The following is a 17,333-nucleotide window of genomic DNA, read 5'->3' on the forward strand; positions in this document are numbered from 1 at the left end:
GTTCATATGTTTTATTCAATTGTAGACCTCGTAGAACAAGCAAGCACGCAATACCAAGGAAACGTCGCAGAGTTAATGATTGCAACTGAATTTGAACTAACTGGTCGTGAACGAGAAGAAGTCCTACGATTAATGACCCGTAATTTAGAAGTGATGATTGATTCTGTAAAGTTAGGATTAAATGAAAACCACTCTCGTAGTGGGTTAACCGGTGGGGATGCCGCAAAATTAGATCGCTATATCAAATCAGGAAAAACGTTATCTGACTTGACCGTCCTAACCGCAGCGAAGAATGCTATTGCTGTCAACGAACACAATGCTAAGATGGGACTGGTCTGCGCAACACCCACTGCAGGATCTGCTGGCTGCCTTCCCGCAGTTCTCACTGCAGCAACTCAAAAATTAGGGTTAAACCGTCAGCAACAATTAGATTTTCTACTGACAGCTGGAGCTTTTGGTTTAGTGATCGCAAATAATGCTTCTATTTCAGGTGCAGAAGGTGGTTGTCAAGCAGAAGTTGGTTCTGCTTCAGCTATGAGTGCGGCAGCATTGACACTAGCTGCTGGGGGAACTCCTTATCAAGCGAGTCAGGCAGTCTGTTTTGTCATCAAAAACATGCTTGGTCTCATTTGTGATCCAGTAGCAGGACTCGTGGAAGTTCCATGTGTCAAACGAAACGCAATGGGAGCCAGCTATGCCTTCATTGCTGCTGATATGGCCTTAGCAGGTATTGAATCAAAAATACCTGTTGATGAAGTGATTGACGCCATGTACCAAGTTGGATCTAGTCTTCCGACTGCCTTTAGAGAAACAGCTGAAGGAGGATTGGCAGCAACACCAACCGGACGTAGATTACAAAAAGAGATATTTGGGGAATAGCATGCAAGCCTTATTTTTTGACTTAGACGGAACATTAGTTGACAGTTCCAAGGGAATTACAGAGAGTTTTCAACATACATTCGATACTTTGAAGGTTCCTCAACCCGATCTCAAAACCATCCGTAGTTTTATGGGACCACCTTTGATTTCTAGTTTTGAAGCTACCCTTCCTGAAACTTTGGTAGATCAAGCCGTAACTATCTATCGCCAGTATTATCATGAAAAAGGTCAATACAAATCAACTCTGTTTCCTCAGATAGTAGAAGCTTTGAAAGCATTACATGACGAAAACATTCCTCTTTATGTAACCACTTCAAAACATGAACCAGTTGCTTTACAGATGTGTCAAGATTTAGGTATCGCTAAATACTTTAAAGGAATTTATGGATCAAATTCAGATCGTATCCACAAAGCTGATGTCATTCGATACGCCTTGTCAATCAATGACCTTCCAAAAGAGGAGACAGTGATTATTGGAGACACAAAATTTGACCTCATTGGAGGTCAAACAGTTGGCATAAAAACCATGGCCGTCACTTGGGGATTTGGAGATCTTGAAGAGCTACTTCTTTACTCACCAGATTTTATTTGTCACTCTCCACTTGATATTCTTGAGACATTAAAAAAATAGGTTTACAAATTGTAAACCTATTATTTAATAACCCCAAGCTGATAAACCTTGTGAGCTATATGCATTGTATGCAGCCTGGATTTGATCATCAACTGTTGCAGTTGAACCCCAACCTGGCATTGTTTGGAACAAACCACTGGCACCAGAAGCATTTGCTGCATTTACTTGACCATTTGATTCACGGGCAATGATTGCTTCCCAAGTAGAAGCAGGTACACCAGTCATTTCAGCCATACGAGCAGCCGCATAAGATCCTTGTTCTCCAGCAGTATTCCCATTTGATAGAACAATTCCACCATTTGTTGATTGTGCAGAAGTCACTGCAGCATTTGCTGCATAAGTTGTTTGTTTTTGAGCAGTTTGTGCTGTTGCAGTTGCTGTAGGTGCACTTTCAGCAGGTTTTGCTTGCTCTTGTGGAGCAACTTTATCAATCATAGATTTTGAACGCTCACCTAACTCAATAATTTGTCCTGCATAGATCAAATCTTCATTGGTCAGATTGTTAGATGCAATAATATTTTCTACTGAAGTGTTATTTTCTAGTGCAATTTTTGATAGAGTATCTCCAGACTTCACTTCGTAAGTTTCAGCATTCACTGTAGCAATACCAGAAATGAAAAGTGATGCTGCTGAAAGTAGGGAAGTGATTGTCCATTGGAACTTTTTACTGTTCATGAATTCTATTCTCCTTTCGAACATAATTCTATCATACACACAAAATGTTACAGTTTATTGTAGAATATATTACAAATGTTACAAGAATATGTGAATTTAATGTAAAAAGCGCTTTGTATAGCGCTTTTTCCTTATTTTTGAACCAATACAACTAGCTCTATCCATTTTTTAGATAAAAAACTATCAACATGAGGCACAGAATAACGAGCAATGCCAAATTATCTTTTACTCCCCACTGCAGAGTCCGATAGCGTGTTCGTCCCTCACCGCCTTTGTACCCTCTCGCTTCCATCGCAATTGCTAGTGCATCTGCGCGTTTAAAACTTGAGGCAAACAAAGGAATGAGGATTGGAATAAAGGAACGGATCCTTTTTAATAGATTTCCTTCACCAAAATCAACACCACGCGCCCTTTGCGCATTCATGATTCGATTCGTATCATCTACTAAAGTTGGAACAAAGCGCAAACTCATAGATAACATTAACCCAATCTCATGGGCCGGAACCTTAATAATTTTTAGTGGGGTAAGGATCTTTTCAACAGCATCTGCTAAACTCAATGGTGTCGTCGTCACTGTTAAAATCGTCGAATAAAAAATGATTAAAATAAATCTACAAAATATGATGGCGGCTTGCATCAATCCTTGGTCGGTTAATTTTAAAAACCACCATTGATACAAAATAGTTCCTTGAGAGGTCGCAAATAATTGAAAAATAGTTGTAAAAGCAATGATAAAAATCATTGATTTTAAGCCTTGAATATAAAAACTAACCGAAATCCTCGTTAGATACATTAAAACAAAAATAAAAGCAAAGAGAAGAACATTTGTCTGGATATTATTTGCCCAAAACAGAAGAAATATGAATAAAAACATTGAGAGCAACTTCCCACGAGGATCTAGTTGGTGGATAATGGAGTTTCCAGGAATATACCTTCCTAAAATCATATTATTCATGAAGTAACAGCTCCTTTAGTTCCTCAATTTTGATTGGTAGTCTGTCCAGAGGAAGTCCTCTTCGTTTCAATTGAAGAGCAAAATTCGTAATTTGTGGGACTCCTAATTGAAGTTTTTGTAAATACTCAACCTGTTGAAACACTTCCCTGGGGGATCCGTTTAGGACAAGTTTTCCCGCTTCTAAAGCAAATACGGTATCAGCAAAATTTGCTACATCATCCATCGTATGAGTTACCAGAACTAGGGTCATCCCATTTTTATGTAATGTCTCAAACAGCGCCATCAATTCCTTTCTTCCAGCAGGATCTAGCCCTGCTGTCGGCTCGTCCAATACTAAAATCTCTGGTTCGATAGCTAAAATACCCGCGATCGCAACCCGTCTCATCTGTCCACCAGATAGTTCAAATGGACTTTTATCATAGATAGACTCATCTAAACCAACGATCGCTAATTTTTCTTTGGCTATTTCCTCCGCTTTGTCCTTAGGTACCCCAAAATTTTGTGGTCCAAAGGCTACATCAGCTAGAACGGTTTCTGCAAACAGCTGACTTTCTGGAAATTGAAAAACCAAACCAACCTTTTTTCTCAGGTACTTCATTTCTTTTGGCTCAGAATGATTATCTAAAACAAAATCTTCAAATTGAATCGTTCCTTTAGTCGGACGCAGTAAACCATTTAGTAATTGCAACAAAGTAGACTTGCCACTACCAGTATGCCCGATGATGGCTGTATAAGATCCATCTTTTATTTCCAAACTAATATCAGAAAGCGCCTGCCCTTCAAAAGGACTTCCCTCTTGATAAGTATAATAGACATTCTTTAAAGAGATTCCCATAGTTGGTCTAATAACTCACTTTCTGTTAGATAGTCCTGCTTTAGCGGAAAATGCGAGCTGAGAAATTCTTGGACCTGCTTACTAAAAGGCTTATCTAATCCAATCTCATTCAGATCATTTCTTGAAAACAATTCCCGCGGCGTCATAGAAGACTCTAGTTTTCCCTTTTGAAACACGAGTGTTCGATCACTTAAGGCAATTTCGGTTAAATCATGGGTAATGGAGATAATTGTTAATTGAAATTTTTTCTGAAGTTCTCTCATTACCGCCATTAGATCCTCTCTACCTTCTGGATCTAACATACTAGTTGCTTCATCAAGGATAATAATAGTTGGTCTCAAGGCGATAATACCTGCTATGGCCACTCGTTGCTTTTGACCACCTGACAAACGAGATGGTTCGCGATCTTTAAACTCCAGCATACCGACTTGCTCAATAGCCTTCTCCACACGTTGAAGCATTTCTTCCCGTGGAATTCCTTGATTTTCTAAACCAAAGGCAACATCATCTTCTACTGTCGCACCAACAAATTGGTTGTCAGGGTTCTGAAATACAATCCCAATTTTACTACGGATTTCCCATATGGTTTCACGAGTCAGTTGTTTTCCATCAACGTAAATCTCACCAGACTCAGCTTCCAAAAGACCATCAATCAGGCGTACAACTGTAGATTTCCCACTACCATTGTGTCCAACAATTGAAAGCCACTCTCCTTGTTTCACGTGAAACGAAACCGTGTCAATTTGATACTCTTCTACTGTTTTATCGTATCGAAAGGATACATTTTTTAGCTCAATCATCTGTTTCATTTATTTAAATGTGTCTTTAAAGAGATAGCTACTTCCCTTAAAGTAGTCGTAACCAGAATAAATTGTGAAAATCAATGCAATATAAAGCAACACTTGCCCTGGAAGTGTCCAATTGCAAAGCAAAAAGATAATGGCAAACATTTGGCTAAAGGTTTTAATTTTTCCTGGCATGGCTGCAGCAAGAACTGTACCACCTGTCTCAACAAGTAGAAGACGCAAACCAGTAACAGCTAACTCACGACAAATGATAACGGCCGCAATCCAAGCAGGAACCATTTTTAATTCAATCATCATGATAAAAGCTGACATGACCAATAATTTATCTGCCATCGGATCGGCAAATTTACCAAAATTACTAACTACATTCCATTTTCGTGCAAGAAAACCATCTAAATAATCTGTAATGCTAGCAATTGCAAAAATAACTGCCGCTACAATATGTCCTAAGTAAGAATGACTTAAACTTAAAATAGCAATAAAAATAGGAATCATCACAACCCGAATTAATGTCAATGCATTAGGAATATTTTCTTTTTTCATACTTCCTCCAAAAAATAAACTATCTTTACATCTATTTTACAGATGCTGTAAACTCATAAAAATATACGATATAAATCACAAAACCAAGAATGGCAAAACTAACTAGTAGATAATACAGGATTGGTAACCAGCTCGCTTTCTGTCTTAATTTTCTTGAATGAAGCTCTTCGTCATCTACAAGTATTTCTTCATCAAATAACAATTCTTTCCCTTCACGAAAAGCTGTCAATAGGATGGACTCATCTAATCCCAAAGCCCATGCTAACTTTTTAAGATAGATCTGAGCGTAAAAGGGACTCGGTAATAGATCAAACTCATCGTTTTCCAACGCTTCTATATAAGGAATTTCAATGGCTGTCTTACTTGACACATCTTGTAAACTCAAGTGTAAATTTACTCTTGACAGTCTTAACACTTGACCAATTGTTCTCTTCTTCATGTTTTCCCTTCTTGATACATTGTTTACTACTTTTGAAAAATCATATAATCAACCATCTCAGCCTGGTCGATGAACTGACGCCCTAATTTGATGATATCTTGTAAACTAATACCTTGTAAAATCTTTGGAAGATCATAAGAAGTGCTACCGTCTGAAAAATATTCAAACTGAGTGGCACTATACTCAAGCGAATTTAAACCTTGTAAGAAATCACCAAACATTTCGCTTTTAATCGTATCCAAATGTTCTTGATTCACATCTGGATCCTTCTCAAATTGTTTGATGGCTGACCTAAATTGATGAGATAAGGACACCGGTTCTTGAGTATCCATTGTCAAAATAACGAAATGAAATAATTCCTCGACCTCGACTTCAAGTGTCAATGAGTTGTCAATTTTCCCAGCTTCATATAAACTTTGAAACCGTTGCGAAGTCCAACCAAACATCATCGAAAATAGTAATTTCAACATCAATTTATAACGAAATTTTTCCTCTTCCTTAATGATATCATTTCCTCGAATTCCAATTGCCAACTTCGGAGTAGCAACTTCCATTCTACAAGATTGATTCAATCTTACTTCATTTTTTTCTACAGGAAAACGTTCTAACTCCACAGATGGATGAGGAGGAACTAGATCATATTCCTTTACTACTTGCAATACTTCATCAACATCAAAGTTTCCGATCACTAATAAGTGCATTTGAGAGGGATGATAGAATAGATCAAAGTTTTCACGGAGATTATCTATTGTAATGTCAGAGATAGACTCCCTAGTCCCAGCAATATCATCTGCTAACGGTGTTCCAGGATATAAATTTTCTAAAGCACCAAAAAATAATCGATAGTCTGGACTATCTTGGTACATTCCAATTTCTTGTTGAATGATTTCTCTTTCCTTAGATATAGATTTTTCTGTAAAGGAAGCCTTTGAAACCATCTCCAATAACAATTGAATATTTTCAGGGACTTTTGAAGTTGTTGAGAAAAGATAACTTGTCTTTGTAAAGCTTGTAAAGGCATTACTTTCCGATCCTAAATGAACGAATTTTTTTAAATAATCTTGACCATTTTCATCTTCAAATACTTTGTGTTCTAGGAAATGAGCAATTCCTGCAGGATATTGCCTCTCATCACCATCCACTAGAATTCGTGTATCCACTGAGCCAAACTTAGTTGTGATTATTCCATAGGTTTCATAATAATCTTCTTTGGGAATTAAATGAATAGTCAACCCATTTGACAAGCGTGTAAAGTAAACTTGCTCACCAACTGATTCATAATATTTTTCTTTAATTTTCAATCTTTACACTACTTTCCTTCCATAAAATATACAGACTGTAAATTAATTGTTTTTGCAACTTCAATAACTTCTTCTCTACTAACCTTATCGATAGATTCTAACCACTCTTCTAGAGAAAGGACTTTCTTTCCTAGGATCGTTTTCAAATATTTCCTTTCAATCAAGGTATTTTGCCGATCCTGTGCTAATAAAGTCGTATTCACCAACATTTCTTTTGTCAATTGAAGTTCTGACTCTGTAAACTTGCCTCGTTTTAAATCATTCAACTGTCTCATAATCAAGGTCATTACTTTCGTGCGAGATTCCTTATCAATGCCTGCAAAAACTCTCATAAAGCCTGTAAAAATATCAAAATGGCTAGAGATAGTATAAGCAAGACCTTCTTTCTCACGAATTACTTGAAAAAGTCTTGAATGCGAGAAAGCTCCCAGCATCCCATTTAATACAACTAGTGGGATATGGAGAGATTCTCCATACTGGGTAGAAAAATGGTAACCTAATTCTAAAATAGATTGTTGGTTTTGTTTTTGCTCTAACTTTTCTCTAACAACATTTGTAAAAGGTTGTTGATAGGTGACAGACAAATTGTTATCACGTGGCTTGAATTTAAACTGGTTCACTCGATCCACAATAGCGACCTCATTAAAGTCACCTATGAAAAAGAAGTCAATGTTATCTAATTGGAGCATCTGATGAAACTGTTCAAGAGAACTTTGAGCTGTTTCTTGTCTCACTAAATCAACTTTCCCCAATCTTGACATCCCGATTGTTTCGTCTTCAAAAAATAGTTGATTCAATTGCCCATGTGCATAATAATAAGGCTCTTCAATTTCCGACTCCAAATCGGAAATTGTATTTTTCTTTTCAACGTCAAATGTATCACTGTCAAAGTGATCTTCTACTACCAAAGGTGAAAAGAAGATAGTTTCTATAATGTCCAAAACCTCATCAGTAAGAACATTTTTCTTGCTCAAAAAGTCATCGCGCACAAAGGAAATATTCAAATCAACATAATGAACACGCCCCCTCTTAGAGACTGAGGTGGACAATTCTACCCCGTATAGACTCGCTAATTTTTCACGGAATAATTGTGAAGTTGGATATTTTTGATTTGCAGTTTCCATCATACAGGCTACTAAAACACGCGCAGCCACGGTATTTTCATCTAATGGCGATGAAAAACGGACCTTAATTTTATTGGTTTTAAATTTTTTTGATTGAAGAAAGTGAAGATTCACGCCCTTTACTAATTCCATTTTCATCCTCGTTCTACTCAATAGTAACTTTCATTATAACACGAAATCACACTAAAATCCTAATTCAAACTGTGAAAAAGCTCCTCAAATCACTCAACATTCTCTACCCTAGAAAAACTAAAAATATGGTATAATAACACGCAAAGAGGTGAACTATGAATTACAAATTATTTGATGACTTTATTACATTACAAGCAATCTTAAAAGAACTCGGTATTATACAGAGTGGTGGTGCAATCAAAGCTTTTCTTCAAGAAAAAGAAGTCTTTGTTAATGGTGAATTAGAACAACGGAGAGGCCGTAAACTTCGTGTCAATGATCAAATTGACATTCCTGAACTGAACATGACTATCACCATTCTTGAACCTTCTCAAGAAGAAATAGAAGAGCATCTTAAAGAGAAGGAAGAAAAGGAACGTGTTGCTAAACTTGTCAAGCAACTCAATCAACAACAAAAGAAACTACCGACAAAGACTAACAAAAAAGAAAAAGCAATTCGCTTTCCTGGTATCTCCTAATGTGGTTAAAACAGTTATCCATTCAACATTTTCGTAATTATCAAGAACTTGAAGTCGAGTTTCATCCTGGATTAAATATTTTCCTAGGTCAAAATGCTCAAGGAAAGACCAATATTCTCGAATCAATTTATTTTCTAGCTTTAACCAGAAGTCATCGAACACGAAATGATAGAGATCTCATCTATTTTGAATCCACCGATTTTAAAGTTTCTGGTCAATTACAAAGAGAAACTGGTCCCCTTCCATTAGAAATTTCCTTGACACCAAAAGGTCGGATAACTAAGGTAAATCATTTGAAACAAGCCAAATTATCGAACTATATTGGCCATATGAATGTTGTCCTTTTTGCACCCGAAGATTTGCAACTGATCAAAGGATCACCTGCAGGGCGTCGAAAGTTTATTGACATTGAATTAGGTCAGATGAAACCTCTCTATTTATCCGACTTATCTCAATACAACCATGTACTGAAACAAAGAAACAGTTATCTAAAAAATTCGGAAAAAATTGATGCTACATTTTTGGAGGTCTTAGATTCACAACTAGCTAGTTTTGGAAGTCGTGTCATCCATCATCGGCTTGAGTTTATTAAAAAATTAGAAGCTAAAGCAGAAGAAAAACACACTCGACTTTCTGACAACAAAGAAGACCTATCTATTCAATATCAGTCAACTGTTTTTTCTGAAGAAGGAAATGATATAGAAGAGCAGTTTCTCTCTATGTTGAAAAAAAACCGTCAGAAGGATATTTTTAGGAAAACAACAAGTATTGGGCCTCACAGGGATGATTTGGCATTTTTTATCAATAATATGAATGCTACCTTTGGTAGTCAGGGCCAGCATCGAAGTGTTGTTCTCTCTCTAAAATTAGCAGAAATTGAATTGATGGAAGAAATCACAAGAGAAAAGCCTATTTTATTACTTGACGATGTCATGAGCGAACTTGACAATTATCGTCAACTTCAACTACTTGAAACCATCTCTAATAATATTCAAACATTTATTACAACGACCACTCTCGATCATTTAAAAGACCTGCCTGAAGAGTTGAAAATTTTCACTGTTCAAGCCGGTCATATCAAAACAGCATCTTGACAGAATTGTCAAGATGCTGTTATTTTTATTTACAAATGTGTAAATTTATTGTGCTGAGTAGTTAGGAGCCTCGTTTGTGATTTGCACATCATGAGGATGGCTTTCTTTCAATCCTGCACCACTCATTTCAACAAATTGTGCATGATCATGTAAATCTTGAATGGTTGCTGCACCAACATAACCCATACCTGAACGAATACCACCGATCATTTGGAAGACCATATCTGCTACAGAACCTTTATAAGCAACACGTCCCTCAATTCCTTCAGGAACCAATTTATTGGCTTCATTGACAGATCCTTGGAAGTAACGGTCGCTAGAACCTTTCTTCATTGCTGCAATAGATCCCATACCACGGTATGTTTTAAATTTACGACCTTGGAAGATTTCTGTTTCACCTGGTGCTTCATCTGTACCTGCAAGCATTGAGCCAAGCATAACCGCATTTCCACCAGCTGCAAGTGCTTTGACAATATCTCCTGAATACTTGATACCACCATCAGCAATGATCGTTTTTCCATATTCACGAGCTACAGCGGCTGCATCATAAATGGCAGTCACTTGAGGAACACCAACCCCTGCAACAACACGAGTTGTACAGATTGATCCTGGACCAATTCCGACCTTAACTACGTCTACCCCTGCATCAAATAATGCACGAGCACCTTCAGCAGTTGCAATATTTCCTGCAATCAAGGTACGATCTGGGAAGTGAGCACGAATTTCTGCAATCTTACGAAGAACACCCGCAGAATGTCCATGAGCAGTATCGATGACAATAGCATCTGCACCAGCTTCAAAAAGAGCTTCTGCACGTTCAAAAGTATCTGAAGTAACCCCTACGGCACCAGCCACAAGCAAACGACCAAATTCATCCTTAGCCGCATTTGGAAACTCAATAACTTTTTCAATATCTTTGATTGTAATCAAGCCAGAAAGACGACCATTTTCATCTACCAATGGTAATTTTTCAATACGGTGCTCTTGTAGAATGCGTTCAGCTGTTTCCAAATCGGTTCCAACCGGTGCAGTTACCAAGTTTTCACTTGTCATATGATTTGAAATGGGTTGATTGTAATCAGAGATAAAACGCAAATCCCGGTTTGTAAGGATACCAACTAATTTACGATTTTCAAGAGTTTCAACAACAGGAACACCACTGATTCGGTATCGTCCCATCAACTCATCTGCTTCTGCAATTGTATGAGACGGAGTCAAATAGAACGGATCAATGATAACCCCATTTTCAGAGCGTTTTACTTTGCGTACTTCATCTGCCTGTTGCTCAATTGACATGTTTTTATGGATAACACCAAGTCCACCAGCACGTGCCATGGCAATTGCCATTTGACTTTCAGTCACCGTATCCATAGCAGCAGTAATGATTGGGATATTCAAGCGTAAATTACTTGCTAATTGTGTACTTAAATCTGCATCATTAGGCAATACATGACTTTCTGCTGGAATCAAAAGCACGTCATCGAATGTAAACCCTTTTTTTAAAAACTTTGTGTCCCAATTAGACATTAGCTGGATCCTCTTTTCTTTTTATTTGAGCAAGGCTCGAATTTTTATTGTTAATATCATACCATTCTATGGCAATTTGTCAATCATTTATTGGTAAATTATCAATGAACAGTAAAGAAATGTTCGCTATTAATGAAGTCGTTTTATTTTTTAAAATAGGTAATTCCCATCGCAGATTTTACTTCATCCAGTGTTTGAGCTGCTACATTTCGAGCGCGCTCACTTCCTTTTTCAAGAATAGAGTAGACCTCACCCATATCCTTTGCAAACTCAAGGCGTCTTTCACGAATCGGTCTTAATTCACGATCTAAAATTTCTAAAAGATATCGTTTGGTCTTTACATCACCAAGTCCACCACGTTGATAATGTTCTTTCATTTCTGCAATTTCAGCTGCATCTTCTGGACGGCCAAATACATCCAGGTAATGAAACACCATATTGCCTTCGATTTTTCCTGGATCCTCTACTTTAATATGATCAGGATCAGTATACATACTCATCACTTTTTTCTTTAAAGTATCTGCATCATCAGCTAGGTAAATGCCATTATTCAACGATTTAGACATCTTAGCATTTCCGTCTAAACCAGGTAAGCGCCCTGCTGCTTCATTTTCAGGATAAATCCCTTCCGGTTCCACCAAAGTATCTGTGTTGTATGCATGATTAAAGGAACGCACAATCTCACGAGTTTGCTCAATCATTGGCTTTTGATCATTTCCTACTGGAACAAAATTCGCTTTAAATGCTGTGATATCGGCTGCTTGTGAAATAGGGTATACCAAAAATCCTGTTGGAATACTCTCACCAAAACCTTTTTGAGAAATCTCGGTTTTTACAGTTGGGTTTCTTTCAAGTCGCGCCAAAGATACTAGATTCATGTAATACATGGTCAATTCCGCTAATTCAGGAATCTGGCTTTGAATGAAAATCGTAACTTTTTCAGGATCTAGTCCAGCTGCCAAATAATCCAAAGCAACATTACCAATAGATTCTACAATCGTTTTTGGATCTTTTGCATGATCTGTCAAAGCTTGCTGGTCTGCTAGGAAAACAAACATATTATACTCGTCTTTATTTTGCAACAAGACGCGATTTTTTAAAGAACCAACATAGTGGCCGATATGGAGTTTTCCTGTCGGTCTATCTCCTGTCAGAATGATGGGTTTTGTCATACTCTTCTCCTTAATCGTTATCCCTATCATTATAGCACTTTCTAGTTGAAAATGTTAGTCTATCCTCTATGTTTGCACCGAATTAATACTTTACTACAGTGTAAACTTGATTTACACATTTGTAAAAACAAATTGACAGTAAAAAAGTTGAATTTTCCCCTATTTTCTAGTAAAATGAAGACATTATAGAAAGAGGAGAAAATCATTGCTTACAGTATCAGACGTCTCACTACGTTTTAGTGATCGAAAATTGTTTGACGATGTCAATATCAACTTTACAGAAGGAAATACATACGGTCTCATCGGTGCCAACGGTGCTGGAAAGTCAACCTTTTTAAAAATTTTAGCTGGAGATATTGAACCAACAACTGGTCATATTTCTCTTGGCCCTGATGAACGTTTGTCTGTTTTGCGTCAAAATCACTTTGACTACGAAGACGAGCGGGTCATCGATGTTGTCATTATGGGAAATGAAAAGCTCTACAACATTATGAAAGAAAAAGATGCTATCTACATGAAAGAAGATTTCTCTGATGAAGATGGTGTCCGTGCAGCTGAACTTGAAGGTGAATTTGCCGAACTTGGTGGATGGGAAGCGGAAAGTGAAGCATCTCAATTGCTTCAAAATCTAAATATTTCAGAAGACCTTCATTACCAAACTATGAGCGAGTTAGCCAATGGGGATAAAGTGAAAGTTCTCTTAGCTAAAGCCCTTTTTGGTAAACCAGATGTCCTTCTTTTGGACGAGCCGACCAATGGATTGGATATTCAATCCATTACCTGGTTAGAAGATTTTCTGATTGATTTTGAAAATACGGTTATCGTTGTATCCCATGACCGCCACTTTTTGAATAAAGTCTGCACCCATATGGCGGATCTCGACTTTGGAAAAATCAAACTTTACGTCGGGAACTATGATTTCTGGAAAGAATCTTCTGAACTTGCAGCAAAATTACAAGCAGATAGAAATGCAAAAGCTGAAGAAAAAATTAAACAATTACAAGAATTTGTCGCACGTTTCTCAGCCAACGCTTCAAAATCAAAACAAGCAACTTCGCGTAAAAAAATGCTTGACAAGATTGAACTTGAAGAAATTGTTCCATCTAGTCGGAAGTATCCATTTATCAACTTTAAGGCAGAACGAGAAATTGGTAACGATCTCTTGACAGTTGAAAATCTTTCTGTCAAGATTGATGGAGAAACCATCCTTGACAATATCAGCTTTATCTTACGGCCTGGTGACAAAACCGCCCTTATCGGACAGAACGATATTCAAACAACCGCTTTGATCCGTGCATTGATGGATGATATTGAATATGAAGGAACTGTCAAGTGGGGAGTTACAACTAGTCGATCATATCTACCAAAAGACAACAGTCGTGATTTTGCAGGTGGTGAAAGTATTCTCGATTGGCTTCGTCAATTTGCAAGTAAAGAAGAAGATGACAATACTTTCCTTCGTGGTTTCTTAGGACGTATGCTCTTTTCGGGTGACGAAGTTAACAAGTCTGTCAACGTCTTGTCAGGGGGAGAAAAAGTTCGTGTCATGTTGTCTAAATTGATGCTCCTCAAGTCAAATGTTCTTGTACTAGATGATCCAACCAATCACTTAGATTTGGAGTCTATCTCAAGTTTGAATGATGGATTGAAGAATTTTAAAGAATCGATTATCTTTGCTAGCCATGACCACGAATTCATTCAAACACTCGCCAACCATATTATCGTTCTTTCAAAAAACGGCGTGATCGATCGTATTGATGAAACCTATGATGAATTTCTTGAAAATGAAGAAGTTCAAGCAAAAGTGAAAGAACTTTGGAGTCAATCATAAAAATAAAGAGCCCTGAAATCATTATTTCAGGCTCTTTCAGTAGAAATATATGAATAAAACAAAGCTAAAAACATACCTTTTTATAGTATCTTCTTTCCTGATTCCAGCTATCATGATGTTCTTTATTTACCTCTCACAAGGAATCTACTGGAACAGTGATACTTCCCCATTATTAGGAGATGGTTATCATCAGTATGTCATTTTTGATACCACACTTCGAAATATTTTACATGGGGCAGATAGCCTATTTTACAGTTTTCAAAGTGGACTAGGCATTAATTTCTATGCACTCAGTAGCTATTATCTAGGAAGTTTCTTTTCTCCTCTTGTCTACTTCTTTAATGCACAATCCATGCCGGATGCTGTTTACCTCATCACTCTTCTTAAATTTGGAGCTATTGGGTTAAGCACTTATATTAGTTTACATGGAATGTTTTCTAAAATTCCTAGATCCCTGGTTCTTACCCTTTCAACCTCATTTTCTCTTATGAGCTTTGCTATCAGCCAAATTGAAATCAAAACTTGGCTAGATGTTTTTATCTTGGCACCACTAATTCTTTATGGATTCAAAAAACTCATTTACAATGAGGGAGAGGTTCTCTACTTTATCAGCTTAACCAGCTTGTTTATCCAAAATTATTATTTTGGGTTTATGATGTCTATTTTTCTCATTTTATGGTACTTGACACAACTGTCATGGGACATCAAAGGAATTGGAAAACGCTTCTTTCATTTTGTGGTTGTATCTCTTTTATCAGTTATAACAAGCCTTGTGATGTTATATCCAACCTTCTTAGATTTACGCACTCATGGAGAAAGCTTTTCAAAGGTTGACAGTATCTTTACAGAAAAAAGTTGGTATCTTGACATATTTGCAAAAAATTTCATTGGAAGTTTTGACACTACTAAATATGGATCAATTCCAATGATCTACGTGGGATTATTTCCACTTCTTTTAGCGATTACCTTTTTCTTTGTAAAGTCGATCAAGTTTCACGTGAAACTTTCTTACTTTATACTCTTGACCATTCTTATTTTGAGTTTTCGTTTTCAATTCTTAGATCTCCTTTGGCAAGGTATGCACGCGCCAAATATGTTTCTTCATCGATACTCTTGGATCTTTTCTTTGACGATTATTCTGATGGCAGGAGAAGTACTAAATCGAATAGAGGAGATCACTTGGATTCGTTTTAGTCTTGCTAATTTCCTCCTTATTCTAGGATTTGGAGCAACTGTCCTTTACAGCAGTCACTATAAATTTTTAGATGCAGTCAATTTCATTGTTACTTTTGAATTTTTAATTGCTTTCTATTTGGTCTGTTTAGGATTTATCCTAAAAAAGATACCGCCTAGACTTTTCTATCTTTCGATCCTGTTTTTCTCCATCTTTGAATTATCGGTGAATAGTTATTATCAAATGGAAGGAATTGCGAATGAATGGGTCTTTGCTTCTCGGTCATCCTACGAACGCGACTTAAAAGCCATCCAATCCTTAGTAAGAGAGAAGACAGACTCTAATTATCGGACTGAGATTCTACAGCCACAAACGGGCAATGATAGCATGAAGTATGGTTATAATGGAATTTCTCAATTTTCATCTGTACGAAATACAGATGCTAGCTCGACATTGGACAAACTAGGATTTAAATCTGAAGGAACCAACCTCAATCTTCGATACCAAAACAATTCTATATTAATGGATAGTCTATTTGGTGTACGCTATAATTTAAGCCAACAACCTGTTCAAAAATTTGGATTTAAAGAGATTGCAACCAAAAATGGAGTCTCACTTTCAGAAAACGAATATGCCTTACCAATCGCCTTTCTGTCAGCAAAACCTTATAAAAATACTTCCTTTACGAATTTGACACTGGATAATCAAACACGATTCATCCATCAAATCACGGATGAAAAATATAAATTTTATAAGAAATTAAATATTCTCTCGCATACTTCACAAAATACTACATCCTCGTTGCAAACTGCAAAAATTGAAGAAGATAGTCATCTATCTTACGCAAGTATTCAATATGAAGTAAGGGTTCCTGCTCATAGTCAACTGTATGTCAATATTCCTAATTTACAATTTTCAAATGATGATCGGAAAGATATTGAAATCAGCTACAATGGACAGACCCAACGCTATACTATTGATAATACCTTTCCATTCTTTTCGATTGGCTATTTTGACACAGAGGAAACAGTTACTATTCGTATGAGTTTTCCAGAAAATTCGACAGTCTCCTTTGATACACCAGAATTTTTTGCTCTGGATCTTGACCAATATACACAAGCTATCTCCACTATTCGTCAACAAGAAGTTGCTATTCACAAAAAGAAAAATAAATTGGTGGCAGCCTATAACGCAAATAGAGACACTACCCTTATTTTTACACTCCCTTATGATAAAGGCTGGTCAGCTAAACAAAATGGGAAGCCTATCCAAATTCATCACATCCAGAAAGGATTAATGGGAGTTCGTGTTTCAAAAGGATCCGGAACAGTCACCTTAACATTTGTTCCCCAAGGCTTCATTGAAGGACTTATTGCCTTTTTCGTTGGAATCATTCTCTTTTTCCTCTACGAATGGAGACAAATAAAAAGACGAAAAAGCCAAGAAATCTAACCATCGTTCACTTAATAAAAGGCTAGGATAGCAATTATCCTAGCCTTTTTCGAAACAAAAAAACACCCAAATGGGTGCTATACTAGCTCCGCCAGTAGGACTCGAACCTACGACATCATGATTAACAGTCATGCGCTACTACCAACTGAGCTATGGCGGAATGAGATATAGTCCGTACGGGATTCGAACCCGTGTTACCGCCGTGAAAAGGCGGTGTCTTAACCCCTTGACCAACGGACCATATA

General features: G+C 37.1%; 16 protein-coding genes and 2 tRNA genes. 6 read left to right on the forward strand and 12 right to left on the reverse strand.

Annotation, left to right across the window (positions count from 1 at the left end):
- Positions 1–6 precede the first annotated feature (6 nt).
- On the forward strand, positions 7–879 hold the full coding sequence (sdaAA, locus tag HMPREF2904_RS04655) for an L-serine ammonia-lyase, iron-sulfur-dependent, subunit alpha (RefSeq protein WP_045760056.1): 873 nt from the start codon (positions 7–9) through the stop codon (positions 877–879).
- 1 nt (position 880) lies between these two features.
- Positions 881–1,510 (forward strand): HAD hydrolase-like protein, encoded by a 630-nt coding sequence (locus HMPREF2904_RS04660; RefSeq protein WP_070660466.1) that lies wholly within the window; start codon positions 881–883, stop codon positions 1,508–1,510.
- Positions 1,511–1,534: 24 nt separating this feature from the next.
- Here HMPREF2904_RS04660 and HMPREF2904_RS04665 read toward each other — a convergent pair whose 3' ends face one another.
- The 8 genes from HMPREF2904_RS04665 to yfmF all read right to left on the reverse strand — a co-directional run bounded on the left by HMPREF2904_RS04665 (position 1,535) and on the right by yfmF (position 8,320).
- Positions 1,535–2,185 carry a LysM peptidoglycan-binding domain-containing protein gene (locus HMPREF2904_RS04665; RefSeq protein ID WP_070660469.1) on the reverse strand — a complete coding sequence of 217 codons (651 nt, stop codon included), beginning with the start codon at positions 2,183–2,185 and terminating at the stop codon, positions 1,535–1,537.
- 157 nt (positions 2,186–2,342) lie between these two features.
- Positions 2,343–3,140 (reverse strand): energy-coupling factor transporter transmembrane component T family protein, encoded by a 798-nt coding sequence (locus tag HMPREF2904_RS04670; RefSeq protein WP_070660471.1) that lies wholly within the window; start codon positions 3,138–3,140, stop codon positions 2,343–2,345.
- Positions 3,133–3,975 carry an energy-coupling factor transporter ATPase gene (locus HMPREF2904_RS04675; RefSeq protein WP_003002145.1) on the reverse strand — a complete coding sequence of 281 codons (843 nt, stop codon included), beginning with the start codon at positions 3,973–3,975 and terminating at the stop codon, positions 3,133–3,135. The genes HMPREF2904_RS04670 and HMPREF2904_RS04675 overlap by 8 nt, the downstream gene beginning before the upstream one ends.
- A complete protein-coding gene (locus HMPREF2904_RS04680) occupies positions 3,960–4,784 on the reverse strand; it encodes an energy-coupling factor ABC transporter ATP-binding protein (protein ID WP_070660474.1) in 825 nt (274 codons plus the stop codon). Before HMPREF2904_RS04680 ends, HMPREF2904_RS04675 begins: the two co-directional genes overlap by 16 nt.
- Positions 4,785–5,324 carry a CDP-diacylglycerol--glycerol-3-phosphate 3-phosphatidyltransferase gene (pgsA, locus tag HMPREF2904_RS04685; protein WP_070660477.1) on the reverse strand — a complete coding sequence of 180 codons (540 nt, stop codon included), beginning with the start codon at positions 5,322–5,324 and terminating at the stop codon, positions 4,785–4,787. It lies immediately after the preceding gene.
- A 31-nt stretch (positions 5,325–5,355) separates the two neighbouring features.
- Positions 5,356–5,763, reverse strand: coding sequence for a helix-turn-helix domain-containing protein (locus HMPREF2904_RS04690; RefSeq protein WP_049495786.1), 408 nt, complete (start codon positions 5,761–5,763; stop codon positions 5,356–5,358).
- 26 nt (positions 5,764–5,789) lie between these two features.
- Entirely contained in the window at positions 5,790–7,064 is a 1,275-nt protein-coding gene (gene yfmH, locus HMPREF2904_RS04695) for an EF-P 5-aminopentanol modification-associated protein YfmH (RefSeq protein ID WP_070660480.1), read from the reverse strand.
- 8 nt (positions 7,065–7,072) lie between these two features.
- Complete coding sequence (gene yfmF / locus HMPREF2904_RS04700; RefSeq protein ID WP_070660518.1) at positions 7,073–8,320, reverse strand: EF-P 5-aminopentanol modification-associated protein YfmF; 1,248 nt, start codon at positions 8,318–8,320, stop codon at positions 7,073–7,075.
- A gap of 155 nt (positions 8,321–8,475) precedes the next feature.
- Here yfmF and yaaA point away from each other — a divergent pair, with 155 nt between their 5' ends.
- Complete coding sequence (yaaA, locus tag HMPREF2904_RS04705; protein ID WP_049471768.1) at positions 8,476–8,838, forward strand: S4 domain-containing protein YaaA; 363 nt, start codon at positions 8,476–8,478, stop codon at positions 8,836–8,838.
- Complete coding sequence (recF, locus tag HMPREF2904_RS04710) at positions 8,838–9,932, forward strand: DNA replication/repair protein RecF (protein ID WP_070660483.1); 1,095 nt, start codon at positions 8,838–8,840, stop codon at positions 9,930–9,932. Before yaaA ends, recF begins: the two co-directional genes overlap by 1 nt.
- A 45-nt stretch (positions 9,933–9,977) precedes the next feature.
- Here recF and guaB read toward each other — a convergent pair whose 3' ends face one another.
- Both guaB and trpS read right to left on the reverse strand, forming a co-directional pair.
- Entirely contained in the window at positions 9,978–11,459 is a 1,482-nt protein-coding gene (gene guaB, locus HMPREF2904_RS04715; RefSeq protein ID WP_003009220.1) for an IMP dehydrogenase, read from the reverse strand.
- Between the two features lie 143 nt (positions 11,460–11,602).
- Positions 11,603–12,631 carry a tryptophan--tRNA ligase gene (gene trpS / locus HMPREF2904_RS04720; RefSeq protein ID WP_003002236.1) on the reverse strand — a complete coding sequence of 343 codons (1,029 nt, stop codon included), beginning with the start codon at positions 12,629–12,631 and terminating at the stop codon, positions 11,603–11,605.
- A 205-nt stretch (positions 12,632–12,836) separates the two neighbouring features.
- Between trpS and HMPREF2904_RS04725 the strand changes: the two genes are divergently transcribed.
- Positions 12,837–14,462 (forward strand): ATP-binding cassette domain-containing protein, encoded by a 1,626-nt coding sequence (locus HMPREF2904_RS04725; protein ID WP_049486042.1) that lies wholly within the window; start codon positions 12,837–12,839, stop codon positions 14,460–14,462.
- 49 nt (positions 14,463–14,511) lie between these two features.
- Positions 14,512–17,088: a YfhO family protein gene (locus tag HMPREF2904_RS04730; RefSeq protein WP_070660486.1), complete on the forward strand. Its 2,577-nt coding sequence runs from the start codon at positions 14,512–14,514 to the stop codon at positions 17,086–17,088.
- 86 nt (positions 17,089–17,174) lie between these two features.
- Here HMPREF2904_RS04730 and HMPREF2904_RS04735 read toward each other — a convergent pair.
- Positions 17,175–17,248 (reverse strand) — tRNA-Asn (locus tag HMPREF2904_RS04735).
- An 8-nt stretch (positions 17,249–17,256) separates the two neighbouring features.
- Positions 17,257–17,328 (reverse strand) — tRNA-Glu (locus HMPREF2904_RS04740).
- Between the last annotated feature and the right edge of the window lie 5 nt (positions 17,329–17,333).

The sequence above is a fragment of the Streptococcus sp. HMSC072G04 genome (assembly GCF_001813295.1).
Lineage (GTDB): Bacteria > Bacillota > Bacilli > Lactobacillales > Streptococcaceae > Streptococcus.

What these genes read in the sequence shown, in the direction of transcription:
- HMPREF2904_RS04730 (WP_070660486.1), top strand. Translation starts at nt 14,512, where the DNA reads ATGAATAAAACAAAGCTAAAAACATACCTTTTTATAGTATCTTCTTTC.
- HMPREF2904_RS04680 (WP_070660474.1), bottom strand. Translation starts at nt 4,784, where the DNA reads ATGAAACAGATGATTGAGCTAAAAAATGTATCCTTTCGATACGATAAA.
- yaaA (WP_049471768.1), top strand. Translation starts at nt 8,476, where the DNA reads ATGAATTACAAATTATTTGATGACTTTATTACATTACAAGCAATCTTA.
- yfmF (WP_070660518.1), bottom strand. Translation starts at nt 8,320, where the DNA reads ATGGAATTAGTAAAGGGCGTGAATCTTCACTTTCTTCAATCAAAAAAA.
- HMPREF2904_RS04675 (WP_003002145.1), bottom strand. Translation starts at nt 3,975, where the DNA reads ATGGGAATCTCTTTAAAGAATGTCTATTATACTTATCAAGAGGGAAGT.
- pgsA (WP_070660477.1), bottom strand. Translation starts at nt 5,324, where the DNA reads ATGAAAAAAGAAAATATTCCTAATGCATTGACATTAATTCGGGTTGTG.
- sdaAA (WP_045760056.1), top strand. Translation starts at nt 7, where the DNA reads ATGTTTTATTCAATTGTAGACCTCGTAGAACAAGCAAGCACGCAATAC.
- HMPREF2904_RS04690 (WP_049495786.1), bottom strand. Translation starts at nt 5,763, where the DNA reads ATGAAGAAGAGAACAATTGGTCAAGTGTTAAGACTGTCAAGAGTAAAT.
- HMPREF2904_RS04670 (WP_070660471.1), bottom strand. Translation starts at nt 3,140, where the DNA reads ATGAATAATATGATTTTAGGAAGGTATATTCCTGGAAACTCCATTATC.
- HMPREF2904_RS04665 (WP_070660469.1), bottom strand. Translation starts at nt 2,185, where the DNA reads ATGAACAGTAAAAAGTTCCAATGGACAATCACTTCCCTACTTTCAGCA.
- guaB (WP_003009220.1), bottom strand. Translation starts at nt 11,459, where the DNA reads ATGTCTAATTGGGACACAAAGTTTTTAAAAAAAGGGTTTACATTCGAT.
- HMPREF2904_RS04660 (WP_070660466.1), top strand. Translation starts at nt 881, where the DNA reads ATGCAAGCCTTATTTTTTGACTTAGACGGAACATTAGTTGACAGTTCC.
- recF (WP_070660483.1), top strand. Translation starts at nt 8,838, where the DNA reads ATGTGGTTAAAACAGTTATCCATTCAACATTTTCGTAATTATCAAGAA.
- trpS (WP_003002236.1), bottom strand. Translation starts at nt 12,631, where the DNA reads ATGACAAAACCCATCATTCTGACAGGAGATAGACCGACAGGAAAACTC.